14 protein-coding genes are annotated in these 15765 nt (G+C 55.1%); 8 read left to right on the top strand and 6 right to left on the bottom strand.

From position 1 onward, the window contains the following. The first annotated feature begins 258 nt into the window (after positions 1 to 258). Genes menD through menE form a run of 5 tightly spaced genes read left to right on the top strand, consistent with a single transcriptional unit; the run spans position 259 to position 5924 of the window. Complete coding sequence (gene menD, locus QOT07_RS17270; protein ID WP_261416745.1) at positions 259 to 1932, top strand: 2-succinyl-5-enolpyruvyl-6-hydroxy-3-cyclohexene-1-carboxylic-acid synthase; 1674 nt, start codon at positions 259 to 261, stop codon at positions 1930 to 1932. Beyond that, on the top strand, positions 1929 to 2699 hold the full coding sequence (gene menH, locus QOT07_RS17265) for a 2-succinyl-6-hydroxy-2,4-cyclohexadiene-1-carboxylate synthase (protein ID WP_219016678.1): 771 nt from the start codon (positions 1929 to 1931) through the stop codon (positions 2697 to 2699). The genes menD and menH overlap by 4 nt, the downstream gene beginning before the upstream one ends. 11 nt (positions 2700 to 2710) lie before the next feature. Further along, entirely contained in the window at positions 2711 to 3568 is an 858-nt protein-coding gene (menB, locus tag QOT07_RS17260; RefSeq protein WP_085117730.1) for a 1,4-dihydroxy-2-naphthoyl-CoA synthase, read from the top strand. Next, a complete protein-coding gene (gene menC / locus QOT07_RS17255; RefSeq protein ID WP_261416743.1) occupies positions 3568 to 4551 on the top strand; it encodes an o-succinylbenzoate synthase in 984 nt (327 codons plus the stop codon). The genes menB and menC overlap by 1 nt, the downstream gene beginning before the upstream one ends. After that, entirely contained in the window at positions 4539 to 5924 is a 1386-nt protein-coding gene (gene menE / locus QOT07_RS17250) for an o-succinylbenzoate--CoA ligase (RefSeq protein WP_261427985.1), read from the top strand. Before menC ends, menE begins: the two co-directional genes overlap by 13 nt. 98 nt (positions 5925 to 6022) lie before the next feature. Here the strand turns inward: menE and QOT07_RS17245 are convergent, their stop codons facing one another. From QOT07_RS17245 to katA, 3 genes are all read right to left on the bottom strand, one after another. Continuing rightward, positions 6023 to 7198, bottom strand: coding sequence for an MFS transporter (locus QOT07_RS17245; protein ID WP_261427986.1), 1176 nt, complete (start codon positions 7196 to 7198; stop codon positions 6023 to 6025). A 45-nt stretch (positions 7199 to 7243) separates the two neighbouring features. Next, positions 7244 to 8230 carry an iron-containing redox enzyme family protein gene (locus QOT07_RS17240; protein WP_112348863.1) on the bottom strand — a complete coding sequence of 329 codons (987 nt, stop codon included), beginning with the start codon at positions 8228 to 8230 and terminating at the stop codon, positions 7244 to 7246. Positions 8231 to 8873: 643 nt separating this feature from the next. Continuing rightward, positions 8874 to 10310, bottom strand: a complete 1437-nt coding sequence (gene katA / locus QOT07_RS17235) for a catalase KatA (protein WP_099061585.1) — start codon at positions 10308 to 10310, stop codon at positions 8874 to 8876. A 328-nt stretch (positions 10311 to 10638) separates the two neighbouring features. Between katA and QOT07_RS17230 the strand changes: the two genes are divergently transcribed. Then, complete coding sequence (locus QOT07_RS17230; RefSeq protein ID WP_099061584.1) at positions 10639 to 11181, top strand: YfaZ family outer membrane protein; 543 nt, start codon at positions 10639 to 10641, stop codon at positions 11179 to 11181. Between the two features lie 50 nt (positions 11182 to 11231). Here the strand turns inward: QOT07_RS17230 and tyrP are convergent, their stop codons facing one another. Then, positions 11232 to 12440: a tyrosine transporter TyrP gene (gene tyrP / locus QOT07_RS17225; protein ID WP_207978840.1), complete on the bottom strand. Its 1209-nt coding sequence runs from the start codon at positions 12438 to 12440 to the stop codon at positions 11232 to 11234. Positions 12441 to 12684: 244 nt separating this feature from the next. Here tyrP and QOT07_RS17220 point away from each other — a divergent pair, with 244 nt between their 5' ends. Both QOT07_RS17220 and QOT07_RS25870 read left to right on the top strand, forming a co-directional pair. Beyond that, on the top strand, positions 12685 to 13881 hold the full coding sequence (locus tag QOT07_RS17220; protein WP_099061582.1) for a nicotinamide mononucleotide deamidase-related protein YfaY: 1197 nt from the start codon (positions 12685 to 12687) through the stop codon (positions 13879 to 13881). A 3-nt stretch (positions 13882 to 13884) separates the two neighbouring features. Further along, positions 13885 to 14253, top strand: coding sequence for a Hok/Gef family protein (locus tag QOT07_RS25870; RefSeq protein WP_346822920.1), 369 nt, complete (start codon positions 13885 to 13887; stop codon positions 14251 to 14253). A 69-nt stretch (positions 14254 to 14322) separates the two neighbouring features. Here the strand turns inward: QOT07_RS25870 and yfaE are convergent, their stop codons facing one another. After that, positions 14323 to 14583: a class I ribonucleotide reductase maintenance protein YfaE gene (yfaE, locus tag QOT07_RS17210; RefSeq protein WP_085117715.1), complete on the bottom strand. Its 261-nt coding sequence runs from the start codon at positions 14581 to 14583 to the stop codon at positions 14323 to 14325. A gap of 3 nt (positions 14584 to 14586) precedes the next feature. Then, positions 14587 to 15717: a class Ia ribonucleoside-diphosphate reductase subunit beta gene (gene nrdB, locus QOT07_RS17205; protein WP_099061579.1), complete on the bottom strand. Its 1131-nt coding sequence runs from the start codon at positions 15715 to 15717 to the stop codon at positions 14587 to 14589. Between the last annotated feature and the right edge of the window lie 48 nt (positions 15718 to 15765).

Here is a 15765-nt window from a genome sequence, read left to right as displayed (position 1 = left end):
TGGCCTGAATTTCCCTGCTGTTGTTCTGGATTCATTGAGAGAATGGCGCGGTGAGTGTAAACTGTTTGTGATTTTTATGTTTATTTTTTGTTCAAAATCAATTGATTGTCTATCATAAAGTCACCGGGATATACGGCGTTTTTGCGCTGGCGCAAAAGTCGTAAAGATAACTACTCATATAATGCAGAACATCATTTTTGGCACACCGCGATTGGCGGGGCCAGCGGACGATTCTGTTAACCGACTTGTGAGCGAATTATGTCGACAAGTGTTTTTAATCGCCGGTGGGCGGCGTTGCTGTTGGAAGCGCTGGCCCGCCATGGAGTGCGACATGTCTGTATCGCTCCGGGGTCACGCTCTACACCGTTGACGCTGGCGGCGGCGGCTAACAAGTCTTTTATCTGCCATACCCATTTTGATGAGCGCGGGCTGGGCCATCTGGCGCTTGGCCTGGCGAAGGCATCGCGGGAGCCGGTGGCGGTGATCGTCACTTCCGGTACTGCGGCAGCCAACCTTTACCCTTCCCTGATCGAAGCCGGGCTGACCGGTGAACGGCTGGTGTTTCTCACCGCCGATCGGCCACCTGAACTGATCAACTGCGGCGCCAACCAGGCGATCCGCCAAAATGGTCTGTATGCCAGCCACCCGGCGCTGAGTATTGACCTGCCGCGCCCGACGACCGACATTCCTGCCCGTTGGCTGGTGTCCACCGTCGACAGCGCGATGGCACGCCTGCAGCACGGCGCTTTGCACATTAATTGCCCGTTTGCCGAACCGCTGTACGGCGGTGATGAGCAACAGTATGCCGACTGGTCGGCGACGCTCGGCGACTGGTGGCAAGGCAGCCACCCCTGGCTGCGTGAAATGGATCCCCACCAGGTGCTCAAACAACCGGACTGGTTCTTCTGGCGGCAAAAGCGCGGCGTGATAGTGGCGGGGCGCATGAGCGCGGAAGAGGGCGAGCAACTGGCCCAATGGGCCGAACTGCTCGGTTGGCCGCTGATTGGCGACGTGCTGTCTCAGACTGGGCAGCCGCTGCCCTGCGCCGATTTATGGCTGGCTCAGCCGCAGGCGCAAAAGCGGCTGGATGATGCGCAGTTGGTGGTGCAGTTCGGCAGCAGCCTGACTGGCAAACGCCTGTTGCAGTGGCAGGAACAGTGTCGTCCGCAAGAGTATTGGCTGATCGACGATTTACCGGGGCGGCTCGATCCGGCGCAGCATCGTGGACGTCGCATTCGTGCCAGCGTGGCGCAGTGGCTTGAACTGCACCCGGCGCAGCGGCGTTCCCCTTGGGCCGATGAGTTGACTCGGTTGGCAGACAACGCGCTGGATAGCGTCGCCGGCCATTTGGTTAACCGCTTTGGTGAGGCGCAGTTAGCTCACCGACTGCCGGAATTACTGCCGGTAAATGGCCAACTGTTCCTCGGCAATAGCTTGATCGTGCGGCTGATTGATGCGCTGACCCGCTTGCCGGCCGGTTACCCGGTATTCAGCAATCGCGGGGCCAGCGGTATCGACGGCCTGATCTCCACGGCGGCTGGCGTGCAGCGGGCAACCGCCAAACCGACGCTGGCGGTAGTGGGGGATCTCTCTGCGTTGTATGACCTGAACGCGCTGGCGCTGCTGCGCCAATGTTCTGCGCCGACGGTGCTGATCGTGGTGAATAACAACGGCGGCCAGATTTTCTCACTGTTGCCGACGCCGGAAGAAGATCGGCAGCGGTTTTACTGCATGCCGCAGGACGTAGAATTCAGCCATGCGGCGGCGATGTTCCAGCTGGCTTACGCCTGCCCGGAAAACTGGGGGCAACTGCTGCAGGCGGTGGAACAGGGCTGGCGCCATAGCGGTGCCACGCTGATTGAGCTGCAGGTGCCGCCGAGTGATGGTGCGCAGACGCTGCAGCATCTGGTGCAACAGATGGCGGAGCAATGATGCTGGCAACCAAAGTATTGCAACAGGGCGAGGCCGATCGCCCATGGCTGATCTGGCTGCACGGCCTGTTGGGCAATAATAATGAATGGCGAGTGATCGCTTCACGCTGTCCGGAATGGCCGTCGCTGGCGATCGACTTGCCCGGCCACGGGGATTCCGTTGCGGTAGTCTGCACCAGCTTTGACGATATCAGCGCGCAGATCAGCGCCACTCTGCAAATGCACGGCATCGAACGCTATTGGCTGGTGGGCTATTCGCTGGGCGGACGTATCGCCATGTATCACGCCTGCCACGGTGACACCCGTGGCTTACAGGGTGTCATTATTGAAGGGGGGAACCCAGGGCTGGCCGATGTCGCGCAGCGCGAGCAGCGGTTGGCGCATGATGCCGCCTGGGCCGAACGTTTTCGCCGTGAGCCACTCGCCGAGGTGTTGGCAGACTGGTATCAACAGCCGGTGTTCGCCAATCTCAGTGCGGTGCACCGTGAGGCGCTGATCGACGCCCGCTCTGACAATGCCGGCGCGGCCGTGGCAGACATGCTGGAAGCCACTTCGCTGGGCAGACAGCCCGCTCTGGCGCCACTGCTGCAACAACTGCCGGTCCCGCTGGTGGTGCTGTGTGGTGGTGACGATCACAAATTTCAACAGCTGGCGCGCGATGCCGGGCTGCCGTTACGCATCGTGCCGCAGGCCGGGCATAACTCGCACCTGGCCAATCCGCAAGATTTCGCCGCCGAGCTGCGCACTTTTCTCGTTAACCCTGGTTAAAGGAACAGAACATGCTCTATCCGAATGAAGAACAACTGTACGCCGCCATCGACTGGCAGGATTGCTCCGGTGATTTCGAAGATATCCTGTATCACAAGTCCAGCGACGGCATTGCCAAAATCACCATCAACCGTCCGCAGGTGCGCAATGCGTTCCGGCCGCATACGGTAAAAGAGATGATCGAAGCGTTGTCCAATGCCCGTTATGACGACGGGATCGGCACCATTATCCTTACCGGTGCCGGCGACAAGGCATTTTGCTCCGGTGGCGATCAGAAAGTACGCGGCGACTACGGCGGCTATCAGGACGACAGCGGTGTACATCATCTGAACGTGCTCGACTTCCAGCGTCAAATCCGCACCTGCCCGAAACCGATTGTGGCGATGGTCGCCGGCTATTCGATCGGCGGTGGCCACGTGTTGCATATGATGTGTGACCTGACCATTGCGGCGGACAACGCCATTTTCGGCCAGACCGGCCCGAAAGTCGGTTCTTTCGACGGCGGTTGGGGCGCTTCTTACATGGCGCGTATCGTCGGCCAGAAGAAAGCCCGCGAGATCTGGTTCCTGTGCCGTCAATATGATGCAGCCGCAGCACTGGACATGGGCCTGGTCAATACCGTGGTGCCACTGGCGGAGCTGGAAAAAGAAACCGTGCGCTGGTGCCGTGAAATGCTGCAGAACAGCCCGATGGCGCTGCGCTGCCTGAAAGCGGCCCTGAACGCCGACTGCGACGGTCAGGCCGGTCTGCAGGAATTGGCGGGTAACGCCACCATGCTGTTCTACATGACTGACGAAGGCCAGGAAGGGCGCAACGCGTTTAACGAAAAGCGCCAGCCTGACTTCAGCAAATTCAAGCGTAATCCGTAATGAACACGGCTAGACGTAACGCGGCCGTTTACCGTTACAGCCTGCCGATGGACGCTGGTGTAGTGCTGCGTAACCAGCGGCTGAAAACCCGCGATGGCTTGCTGATCCATCTGCAGCAGGGTGAACAGGAGGGCTGGGGTGAGATCGCGCCACTGCCGGAGTTCAGTCAGGAAACGCTGGCGCAGGCCGAACAGGCCGCACTGAGCTGGCTACAAAGCTGGCAAGGCGGGGCATTACCGGCAGAAAGCCCGTTACCTTCGGTGGCGTTCGGCATCAGCTGTGCATTGGCCGAGCTGGAGCAGCGGCTGCCGCTGCAGGCCGATTACCGCAAGGCGCCGCTGTGTACCGGTGACCCCGATGAGCTGTTCGAAGTATTGACCGCCTTGCCGGGGGAAAAGGTCGCCAAGGTGAAGGTCGGGCTGTATGAAGCGGTGCGCGACGGTATGATCGTCAACGTGCTGTTGGAAGCACTGCCGGATCTCCGACTGCGGCTGGACGCCAACCGCAGCTGGACGCGGGCCAAGGCCGATGGTTTCGCTAAATACGTCAACCCGGCGCTGCGTGACCGCATTGCTTTCCTTGAAGAACCTTGTAAAACCCGTGATGAATCGCGGGATTTCGCTCAGGCGACCGGCATTGCCATTGCCTGGGACGAAAGCGTGCGCGAGGCCGATTTTGTGGTGCAGGCGGAACCGGGCGTGGCAGCGATAGTGATTAAGCCGACGTTGGTCGGTAGCCTGACCCGTTGTCGCGCGTTGGTGGAGCAGGCCCATGCGGTGGGGTTGACGGCGGTGATCAGTTCCAGCATTGAATCCAGCCTGGGGCTGACGCAGTTGGCGCGCATCGCGCACTGGCTGACACCGGCCACCGTGCCTGGACTCGACACGCTGGATCTGATGCAGGCACAACTGCTGCGGCGCTGGCCGGACAGCAAGCTGCCGCTACTGGATCAGCAAGCGCTGGAGTGTGTATGGCGCAGTTAAATGACTGGCCATGGCGATATTGGGCGCAACGGCGTCCGCAGGCGACGGCACTGATTGTCGGTCATCAGCCGGTGAGCTGGCTGGTGTTACGGCGTCAGGTGGATAAGCTGGCGGCGGATTTTCAGTACCAGGGGGTCGAGCCCGGTTGCGGCGTTGCGCTGTGTGGCAAGAACAGTTATCCGCTGTTGTTGGCCTATCTGGCGCTGTTGCAGTGTGGTGCACGACTGCTGCCGCTGAATCCGGCGCTGCCTGCTACCCTGCTGGCGACGCTGTTGCCCGAGCTGGATATCGATTTTGCCTTCAGCCCAGACGCGTTGCCGACCTTGCCGGCCAGCGTTATCCGCTTAAATCCTCCTTCTACCGAACCCCGTTGGCTGAATCCGCCGCGCTGGGATCCCCAACGGTTGGCCACGCTGACCCTGACCTCCGGCTCCAGCGGCAGACCGAAAGCGGCCGCACACAGTTTTGCCGGGCATCTCGCCAGCGCCGAAGGCGTGTTGCAGCTGATGGAGTTTCAACCTCGGGATCGTTGGCTGCTGTCGTTACCCTTGTTTCACGTGTCCGGGCAGGGCATTGTCTGGCGCTGGCTGAAGGCGGGTGCCACGCTGGTGGTGCGCGATATGCACCCGCTGGCGGATGCTTTGGCGGGCTGTACCCATGCCTCGCTGGTGCCGACTCAGCTTTGGCGTCTGCTGGCGCAACCGCTGGCAGGGCTGACGCTGAAAAAAGTGCTGCTGGGGGGCGCGATGATCCCGGTTGCGCTGACCGAACAGGCGGAGGCCGCGGGTATCCGCTGCTGGTGCGGTTATGGGCTGACCGAACTGGCTTCCACTGTGTGTGCCAAGCGCGCCGATGCACGGCCGGGTGTCGGCCTGCCGTTGGCCGGTCGGGAAATTAAGCTGGTGGATGAAGAAGTGTGGATCCGTGCACAGAGTCTGGCGTTAGGATACTGGCGGCAGGGTGCGTTGCAGCCGCTCGTTGATCCGCAAGGCTGGTTCCATACCCGCGATCGCGGCGTTATGGAGCAGGGTGAGCTGCGGATTATCGGTCGGCTGGACAACCTGTTTTTCAGCGGTGGAGAAGGCATTCAGCCGGAGGATATTGAGCGTGTGTTGGCAGCTCATCCGCAGATTTTACAAGTGGTAGTGGTTCCGGTGAACGATGCCGAGTTTGGTCAACGCCCGGTGGCGGTTATCGACAGTGAGCAGCCTCTTTCGCTGGAAGAACTGCTGGCCTGGTCGCAAGATCGGCTGGTGAACTTCCAGCGGCCAATGGCGCTGTTGCCGATGCCAAATGCGTTGAAAGCCGGCGGCATCAAGATCTCGCGCCGTCAGTTGCAGCAATGGGTGGCGGAGCAGATCTCCATCGAATAGGCAGCCTGGATCGAAACGTTATTTTCTGGCAGTGAGATAAAAAGGAAAAGCGGGGCCGACTGTTTCTGGCACCGCTTTTTTTCGGCCAAAACCGTCGCTCAGCGGTCGTGTTGCGCAGCGCTTTCCATTGATGTGCAGGGTTCTGTCGCCGGATTTTTCGTCAGGACAATCAGCAACAGCACCATCGAATTCAGGGCAATCACGATCTCCCAGGCCAACCAGAAATCCAGTCGGTCGGCTATCAGGCTCAATCCCAGACTTAACACCGTGGACAGGCAAATGAACAGCACTTCGTTGAAGGCGAGGATGCGTGCCAGTTCTTTGCTTTCTGCCTGGGTCATGATCAGTGTGTTTCTTCTCACCCGAATATGGGAATGACAGAAGGCGATCACAAAAAGACAGATATAAACGGCGGGGAGACTTTTGAAAAACAAGGGTAAAAGCAGTCCGATAATAAAACCGCTGCCGAAAATAACATACACGGATTTTAAGGTTGGCACCCAAGATTGTGTATTTAGCATACTGCCTATAATGGCACCCAGCCCATAGGGGACGACGAGAATAGCATATGCGCTGACGGGGGCCCCTATATGAGTAAATAGAGCCGGATATAATGCGTTCAAGAACACGACGCAAATGTAGGGGAATAATGAGAGCAGTTCAATAATTCGTTTTTTGTCACCGAGGAAAAATACATAGCCATTATGGTACATCGTCAGTTTTTTAGGTTCTGGTGTTGTTGACGCATCCACCTCATTGATAATGTCTCGGGGGATATAGCGGTTGATAACTAATGAAAGAGAGAAACAGATCAGGGCAATCAAACAAACGTTTTGAATGGATTTATCCTGCAAGATCAAAAATGCAATTCCGCCGGAAAGAAAAGTTATCCCTTGCCTGACCATTTCCAACAACCTGTTGGCGTGGTACAGCTTATGTTCAGGCAAGACCTTTTTCATGTAGGTGGAACGGATCACTTGGTCAGATGCACGTATCAGCGTAAACACCGCTGTGGATAACAAAATGACGATAAATGAAAGTAATGAGTCGTGCGTGGCTGGATTTATTATCAAAAAAACCAGCGCATTGAAGGCCCCCGCGACGTAAATAATATTGAGCATTTTTTTACATGTTGTTTTGTCTGTCAGGTGACCGATGTAGGGCAGGGCAAAAAAGGTGATGATATACCCTGACGACAGAACGACAGAAACCAGCAAGCTGGAATTGAACGTGCTCTCTATAAACCAGGCAATGGCAGTGAAGAATACTGCCATAGAAACGCCGGATGTGAATGCGGAGAGCAGAATGGGAAACATATATTATATACCAAAGTAGTCGACTCGTTGACGAGGGATGTAGTTGCCTTCTTTTGAATAATACTCTTCTATTTCAAGACACTGAAGATCAATGGCATGTTTTATGTCATGTATGGCATTCAAAATGAAAGAGGTTTTTTCCAGGTCCCCGAGGCTAACCAGATGGCTATGTTCGTCGAGCAGGCGTGAATGACCCAATTCGTAGTCGATTTGTGAATGTTGGAAGAATGGCTCAAGGGTACCTGGCTCAAGGTCATAGTGCTGCGTGATGTCCTCAATGGCTTTTGTGACTTCTGCCTGGTCAAAGTCATGAGACTCGATGACCTTGGCAATAAGGAATACGGTACTGGGGTGGGTTCTGAACAACGCGCTTATCATGCTGATTAAATTAAGCGTTGAGACCAAAGGAACCGAGCTTTCCACTTCGGCCTGTTTCATTCCCAGTTTCAGTAATGTCGACAATATAAAAGATTCATGCCCTGTTTCTTGCTGTTTGTATTCTGTTAAAACCATTTTTAGCTCGGGATTGTCTGTGTTATCAATCGCAGCGTTAATGATGGATGGGAAGGCCTTTATATAATGGTAAGTTTCCATGAAAAAACCGATAAGGACGTTTCGGTTGGTGTCGCCATACAGAAACTTATTAAATAAATGCGTTTCTTCGACCTGCTCCGCCCACATCTCACAGGCTTGGATAGCTTTGCCAAGAAAATCTTCATTAGCCGATTTTGTCTCGTTCCTAACCATGCCTATTTCGTTAAGAGAAGCGACCATCTCCTCGATACGCTGAATGGGGATATCTGTTTTACTTGAAATTTCAGCTACGGTGTTATGACCGGTGCAATAGCTGCGTATTTTATAAAAATCCCGGGCATCTTCCTTTTCCACTTCGTAAAGCCCTGCGGTAAAACGCAGATAGTATTCGTCATCTTCATTAGTGGTCCACAGGTTGTGAACGAATTTTGGAGAAGTCTGGTAGTTTTTATCCATGGCATTTTCCTTTTATTCTGAAGGCAGGGCCGGTGCTTATGACTGGCCCTGCTTATTATGATCACCGGTTAGCCGCAGGTTGCGCCGCCCAGCTTCTTCGTGGATTTTTTGCTGATTTTTTTCAGTTTCATCACATTGATCCTTTTGTAGGGTTGGTATGCCTGACACCAGGCATCAGCATATTTCTCAGAAGTCAGTCGGAAGGGCAAAGGGAATGTGTTTTTTTGTACGAATCATTAGATGTTTATCACAATTCAACTAGCGAGGTTACTTTTTGTACTTTTTAGCCTTGCGTAATTGCATGCCGATATCTATGCACATAGAGGTGGGGAGAACAATGAATCCCGCACCATACCTGGGTTTTTCCGCTGTTCTCAAGTGTTTATGGTGTTTGGTTTGGCCAGGTGCTCGTTTTCGGCGCAGGGTAGATGGTTATAAAATACATTCAGAATGGTAATGGATGTCATTTGATGTAAAAGGTTTCAAAATCGGACGCCGAGTCTGATTTCAACGCCTTTATTTTCCGGTAAAAAAAGCACCGACGAGATAATCAATCGGTGCTTTATACCTATAGCGGCTTTCCCATTCAGCGAGCTTGCGTGCATGGTATTAGCCGCAGGGGCAGTTTGTCTTCAGGACAGGTTTATTTCAGACCCAAAGCCTTGGCCACGCCGGCACCGTAATTCGGGTGCACTTTGCTAAACAGATCAACCTGACGGCGCTGAATTTGTTCCGGCACCTGCGACAACTCACCGGCGATGCGGGTGAACATGCGCTGATGCTCTTCGGCACTCAACAGGTTGAACAGCGCGCGTGGCTGGCTGTAGTAATCATCGTCTTCACGGTGATTCCAGTGGTCGGCTGCGCCTTCGATGCTCAACGGCGGTTCGCTAAAGTCCGGTTGCTCCTGGAACAGACCGAAGCTGTTCGGCTCGTAGGTTGCTCCGTTGCCGCTGTTGCCATCCACGCGCATTGCACCGTCACGATGATAGTTGTGGAATGGGCATTTTGGACTGTTAACCGGGATTTGATGGTGGTTTACGCCCAGACGGTAACGCTGTGCATCTCCGTAAGAGAACAGGCGTCCCTGCAGCATTTTATCCGGAGAGAAACTGACGCCAGGGACCACGTTGGCTGGGTTCACCGCCATCTGTTCAACTTCGGAGAAGTAGTTTTCCGGGTTGCGATGCAGTTCGAAGAAACCCACGTCGATCAATGGGTAATCACCGTGTGGCCATACCTTGGTCAGGTCGAACGGGTTGTATGGAGTTTGGGAGGCTTCGTGTTCTGGCATAATCTGGATTTGCAGTTTCCAACGCGGGAAATCACCCCGTTCGATGGCCTCATACAGATCGCGCTGTGAGCTTTCACGATCCTTGGCGATGATCGCTTCCGCTTCATCGTCCATCAGGTTCTCAATGCCCTGCTCGCAACGGAAGTGGAATTTCACCCAGAAGCGCTCGTTGTTGGCGTTGATAAAGCTGAAGGTATGGCTACCGAAGCCGTGCATATGACGGTAGGATTTCGGAATGCCACGGTCGCTGAAGTCAATGGTCAGCTGGTGCAGGCTTTCCGGTGACAGCGAGAAGAAATCCCACTTGTAGGTTGGATTACGCAGATTGGTGCGCGGATCGCGTTTGACCACGTGGTTAAGATCCGGGAATTTCAGTGGATCGCGCAGATAGAATACCGGTGTATCGTTACCTACCAGATCCCAGTTGCCTTCCTCGGTGTAAAACTTCATGGCGAAGCCACGAATGTCACGCTCGGCATCTGCGGCACCACGCTCACCGGCGACGGTGGAGAAGCGGATGAACATGTCAGTTTGCTTGCCGATTTCAGAAAAGATTTTTGCGCGGGTGTACTGGCTAATATCGTGAGTCACGGTGAAAGTGCCGTAGGCGCCGGAGCCTTTGGCGTGCATACGGCGCTCGGGGATCACTTCACGATCGAAATGGGCCAGTTTTTCCAGGAACCACACGTCCTGTAACAGCATCGGGCCGCGTTTGCCTGCGGTGATCACGTTATTATTATCGACAACCGGGGCGCCGGCTGCGGTGGTCAGTCCTTTCTTGCTCATCACTTGCTCCTTAAACTTAGTGCAATCGAGTGAAAACTCGGGCGAATTAAGCGTTCATCATCATAATTCAGCAGGGAATGGTTACCCTGACTTGGGTCAATGCCACTACTAGTTGTAGCCCTATTGAACGCTCGCGGCAAATAGGTCTGAGTTATCGTTGCCATTGCCTCGGGGGAGATGCGCTTTGCTTGCAAAACTTTACATTTGTTTGATTAATTAAGGATTTATCCCTTAAGGACTGGTTGTGCTTTGGTATAGACTTGTGACGGTATTATTACGGGTTAACTCATATCATTCGCAATGGATGAAGCAGCAAGAGGGATAGATGATGAAAAAGACTTTGGTGGCCTGCGCAGCAAGCATGCTGTTCGTGACCGGTGCGGCGAGCGCTCTCAGCCTGTCGGGTGAAGCCGGGCAGCACTACACCAACCTTGGCTTTGGCCAGGACACCGGGACCACCGGGTTGGGACTAACCGGCAACTGGGCGCGCAGCGATCATAACGGCAACGTTGGCAGTCTCGGGTTGAATTTTGGCCTGCCGCTTGGGCCGCTGACCGCCACTGTGGGCGGCAAGGCACTGTATCTGAGCCCGAAAGACGGCGATAACGGTGGCGCATTGGCATTGGGCGGCGGCCTGGACTGGGCTATCAGCCGTTACTTCAGCCTGCATGGCGAAGGCTATTTTGCTCCGGATTCACTGACCAGCGGTGTGAAGGCGTATAACGAAGCCAGCGGTGGCCTGCGCTGGAATATATTCCGTCCGCTCAGCGTAGATGTAGGTTATCGCTACATTAAGATGGAAGGGAAAGACGGGCATCGTGACAACACCCTGGCCGATGGCCCCTATGTGGGTGTCGGTCTGAGCTTCTGATACCAAAAACAAAGGGGCCAATCGGCCCCTTTGTTTTATTGACCAATCTATTACCCTACTGCAGGCAGGATGCCGCTGGCGATGCCCAACTGAATGGCAATCACCGTTATCCCGCAGACAAACACCAATGCCAATGCCGGTGTGCCACCCCAGACGCGGTATTTTGCCTGATGCTGCTGACGGGTTTTCCACACCAGTAGTGACGGTAATAACAGCGCCAGCACCGCCAGCGCGATGGCAGCAAAGCCCAGAGCCAACACAAAGCCACGTGGATAGAACAGGGCGAAAGCCAACGGCGGCAAGAAGGTAATGGCCCCGGTCTGCAGACGACCCCGCACGTTATCCTGGCGCTTAAACAGGTCAGCCAGGAAATCAAACAGCCCGAGCGCTACGCCAAGGAACGAAGTGGCCAGCGCCAGATCGGCAAACAGATGCACCGCCAGTTCGACGTGTGGGGAAGCCACGACGTCACGTACTGCCTGCAACAGGCCGTTCAGACCGGCTTGCTGCGCCAAAATACCCACGAAAGTGGTGGAGCTGATGCTGCCGAGCGTCGCCAACTGCCAGAAGATATAGGCCACCAGCGGAATGGCACTGCCGATAATGAATACCCAGCGCAGCTTGCGGATATTGCCGCCCATGTAGTTAACAATGCTGGGCACGCTGCCGTGGAAGCCAAACGAAGTGAAGATCACCGGGATGGCCGACAGCGCCAGTCCCTGTTCCAGCGGCAGGGTCATCAGGTTGGTTTGATGGATATTGGGTAACATCAGGCCCAGCATGACGATCAGGAACACCACTTTGGCACTGAACAGGATACGGTTAAACAAGTCGACCGAATGGGTGCCGATGCAGACGACGCCGCCTGCTACCAGAGTAAACAACAACACGCCGAGCGTGGTGGGGAAATCCTGTGAGGTCCATTGACTGATACTGGCCGCCAGCAATTCGCCGGCGCCGCTGATATAAGCGGCGGTCAGGGCATACATCAGGAACATCATGCTGAAACTGGTCAGCCATTGGCCCCCGCCGCCAAGGTAGCGTTTTGCCAGCGTGCCGAGGCCGGTACCGGCTTGCTCATGCTGATAAACCTCAACCAGCAGCAGCGCGGTATAACACATCAACAACCACAGTCCGACCAACAGACCCAGCGTGACGCCAAAGCCGACACCGGCAGCCGCCAGTGGCATCGCCAACATCCCTGCGCCAATGGTGGTTCCTGCCACGATAAAAACACTGCCAAGCGTGCGATTTTTCACGTTTTTCTCTACCAGCCAAAGATTTTGTAAAATTATAGGTAACCCATGCTATGTGCGGCAGGATAGTGGATGGATTATTTTGTGTCAAACAGGCGTTACGGAGCACGTTAACTTATGTTTACACCCCAATGGGCCGCGTGATATCGCAAAAAAGTGCCTTCGACAGAAATTATCCGCTGATGCTTAGTGAAAACTTATTTACGGGCTTCTATAGTGGAATGATCAGAAAATGTGGGAGAGATCAATGTTAAGGGTGGAGATGCTCAGCACCGGTGATGAGGTGCTGCATGGGCAAATTATAGATACCAACGCCGCCTGGCTGGCAGACTATCTGTTCCAGCAGGGTATGCCGATGAGCGGGCGCGAAACGGTGGGGGACAGTCTCTCCTCTTTGATCGAAACATTACAGGAGCGTAGTCACATCGCCGATGTGCTGATCGTTAACGGGGGCCTGGGGCCGACCAGTGACGATCTCAGCGCGCTGGCGGCGGCCACCGCTTGTGGCGTTGAGCTGGTTGAACATGCCGAATGGATGGCGCGTATTGAGGCTTATTTTGCCGAGCGTGGGCGGCCGATGGCGGCTTCAAACCGTAAACAGGCGCTGATCCCGGCTAACGCCGAGATGCTCGATAACCCGGTGGGTACCGCCTGCGGCTTCGCCTTGAAGCTGAACCGATGCACGATGTTTTTCACCCCTGGCGTGCCTTCTGAATTCAAAGTGATGGTCGAGCAGCAAATCGTACCGCGTCTGCGTGAGCGCTTTACCTTACCGGCACCCCCGCTGTGCCTGCGTTTAACCACCTTTGGCACCTCGGAGAGCGATCTGGCCGCCGCGCTGGATGGCATGCCGCTGCCGGCAGACGTGGTAATGGGCTACCGCTCTTCCAGCCCGATCATTGAACTGAAGTTAACCGGCCCGGTGACTCAGCGAGCCGCGATGGAGCAGGCCTGGGAACGGGTGCGTCAGGTGGCGGGGGATAACACTCTGTTTGAGGGAACTGTTGGCCTGCCGGCAGTATTGACGCAACGCTTGAATCAGCAGGGGTTGAAGTTGGCGCTGAGCGAACAGTTTAGCGCCGGCTTGATCAATCTGCAGTTACAGAGCGAGGGCGCGCCGCTGGCCGGTGGTGAGCTGCTGCCAGCGCACTGTGTGGAAACGCTGGAAACTACGCTGGCCCGCGCTCGTTCACTGGCAGAACTGACCGGGGCACAGCTGGCGCTGGCGGTCAGTGCCATGAGCGGTGACCAGGTGAGCGTGGTGTTGCATACGCCAAAAGGCGGTATCGGGCAGACGGTGCGGTACCAGGCATCGCGTCATGGTTTGCGTCTGCGGCAGGAGTCGGTGGCAATGTTAGCGCTGGACATGTTGCGGCGCTGGCTAAACGGCGGGCCAGTGTGCGGGAAAAACGGCTGGTTGGAAATCGTCGAGATTATTGAGTAGAGAATGCTTGATGGCAGTAATATATCCCTTATTAATCATAATATTATAAGGGGTTATCGCGTCTGGAATAGGCTGTTACAATCGCTGCGGGTGCTTGAGACTGTTCGTCTTGGGCATTGTGTGGCAAGGCGGATAGAAGAAAGCCCCAAACTGACTCTCAATCAGATTGGGGCTGCCCTAACGCCTAGACACCGTTATGGTAGCCCCTTCACAGCAAGGAGGCAAGCCATGTATAAAAAGCATGCGCTATACGCGTTAACTGTTGTATGTATTACGGTTTTGGTATTTATCTGGATGATTAAAGATCGCTTTTGCGGATTGGAAATCTACCAGAAAGATATCACTATCCTGATGACGTTAACCTGTATGTGAAGCGGTAATCATAGGGCGGGGGAAACCCCGCCTTCTGGTCTCCAGGCGCGGTTTCCGGCACCCAACTTTTTAGAGTTCCAGTTCGATATCGGTCAGTGGCATACAGCAACAAGGCAGGATTTCGCCGTCGTTGATAAACGCCAGCGGCTGCTGGTGATAAACCACTTCACCTTTCACCAGCTTCAGACGGCAGGCGCCGCAATAGCCGGAACGGCACTGGTATTCCACTTCAACGTCGTGCAATTCCAGTACGTCGAGCAGGCAGCCTTCACTTTTTGGGCAGGATAGCTGCGTACCTGTGGCACGCAGCGTCACGATTGATGATGCCATCGCTTAGAGTTCGAAGTCGCTCAGGTCGTCGGCATGCACTTCCGAGTCGATTTGGCCGACCAGGTAGGAGCTAACTTCCACTTCCTGCGGGGCAACCTGCACGTTATCAGACACTAACCAGGCGTTGATCCATGGGATCGGGTTAGAGCGGGTTGCGAACGGCAGGCCAAGACCGACCGCCTGCATGCGGATGTTGGTGATGTATTCCACATACTGGCACAGGATGTCTTTGTTCAGGCCGATCATCGAGCCGTCACGGAACAGGTATTCCGCCCACTCTTTTTCCTGCTCGGCCGCCAGCACGAACAGGTCATAACATTGCTGCTGACACTCAACGGCAATTTCCGCCATCTCCGGGTCATCTGCGCCGGAGCGCATCAGGTTCAGCATATGCTGGGTACCGGTCAGGTGCAGCGCTTCGTCACGGGCGATCAGCTTGATGATTTTGGCATTGCCTTCCATCAATTCACGTTCCGCGAAGGCAAACGAACAGGCGAAGCTGACGTAGAAGCGGATGGCTTCCAGTGCGTTAACGCTCATCAGGCACAGATAGAGTTGTTTCTTCAATGCGCGCAGGGTAACGGTCACGGTTTTACCGTTGACCTGATGCGTGCCTTCACCCAGCAGATGATAGTAACCCGTCATCTCGATCAGATCGTCGTAGTAGCCGGAGATGTCTTTCGCGCGCTTGAGGATCTCTTCGTTGGTGACGATGTCGTCAAACACCACCGCCGGATCGTTGACGATGTTACGGATGATGTGGGTGTAGGAACGTGAGTGAATCGTCTCGGAGAAGGACCAGGTTTCTATCCAGGTTTCCAGCTCAGGGATCGAGATCAGCGGCAGCAGGGCGACGTTCGGGCTACGGCCCTGGATCGAATCCAGCAGCGTCTGATATTTCAGGTTGCTGATGAAAATGTGTTTTTCATGTTCCGGCAGCGCCTGATAGTCGATACGGTCGCGGGAAACGTCCACTTCTTCCGGACGCCAGAAGAAGGACAATTGCTTCTCAATCAGTTTTTCGAAAATTTCATGTTTTTGCTGATCGAAACGCGCAACGTTAACCGACTGACCGAAAAACATCGGCTCCAGCAACTGGTTGTTTTTGTTCTGAGAAAATGTGGTGTAAGCCATAAGCCTGAATCCATCGTAACGTGGCTAAATGAAGGGGCCGGAAGAGTT

The organism is Serratia proteamaculans (assembly GCF_949794035.1).
Lineage (GTDB): Bacteria > Pseudomonadota > Gammaproteobacteria > Enterobacterales > Enterobacteriaceae > Serratia > Serratia proteamaculans.
The sequence above is the reverse complement of the archived record's forward strand: the minus strand, read 5'-3'. Positions and strand labels throughout refer to the sequence as shown.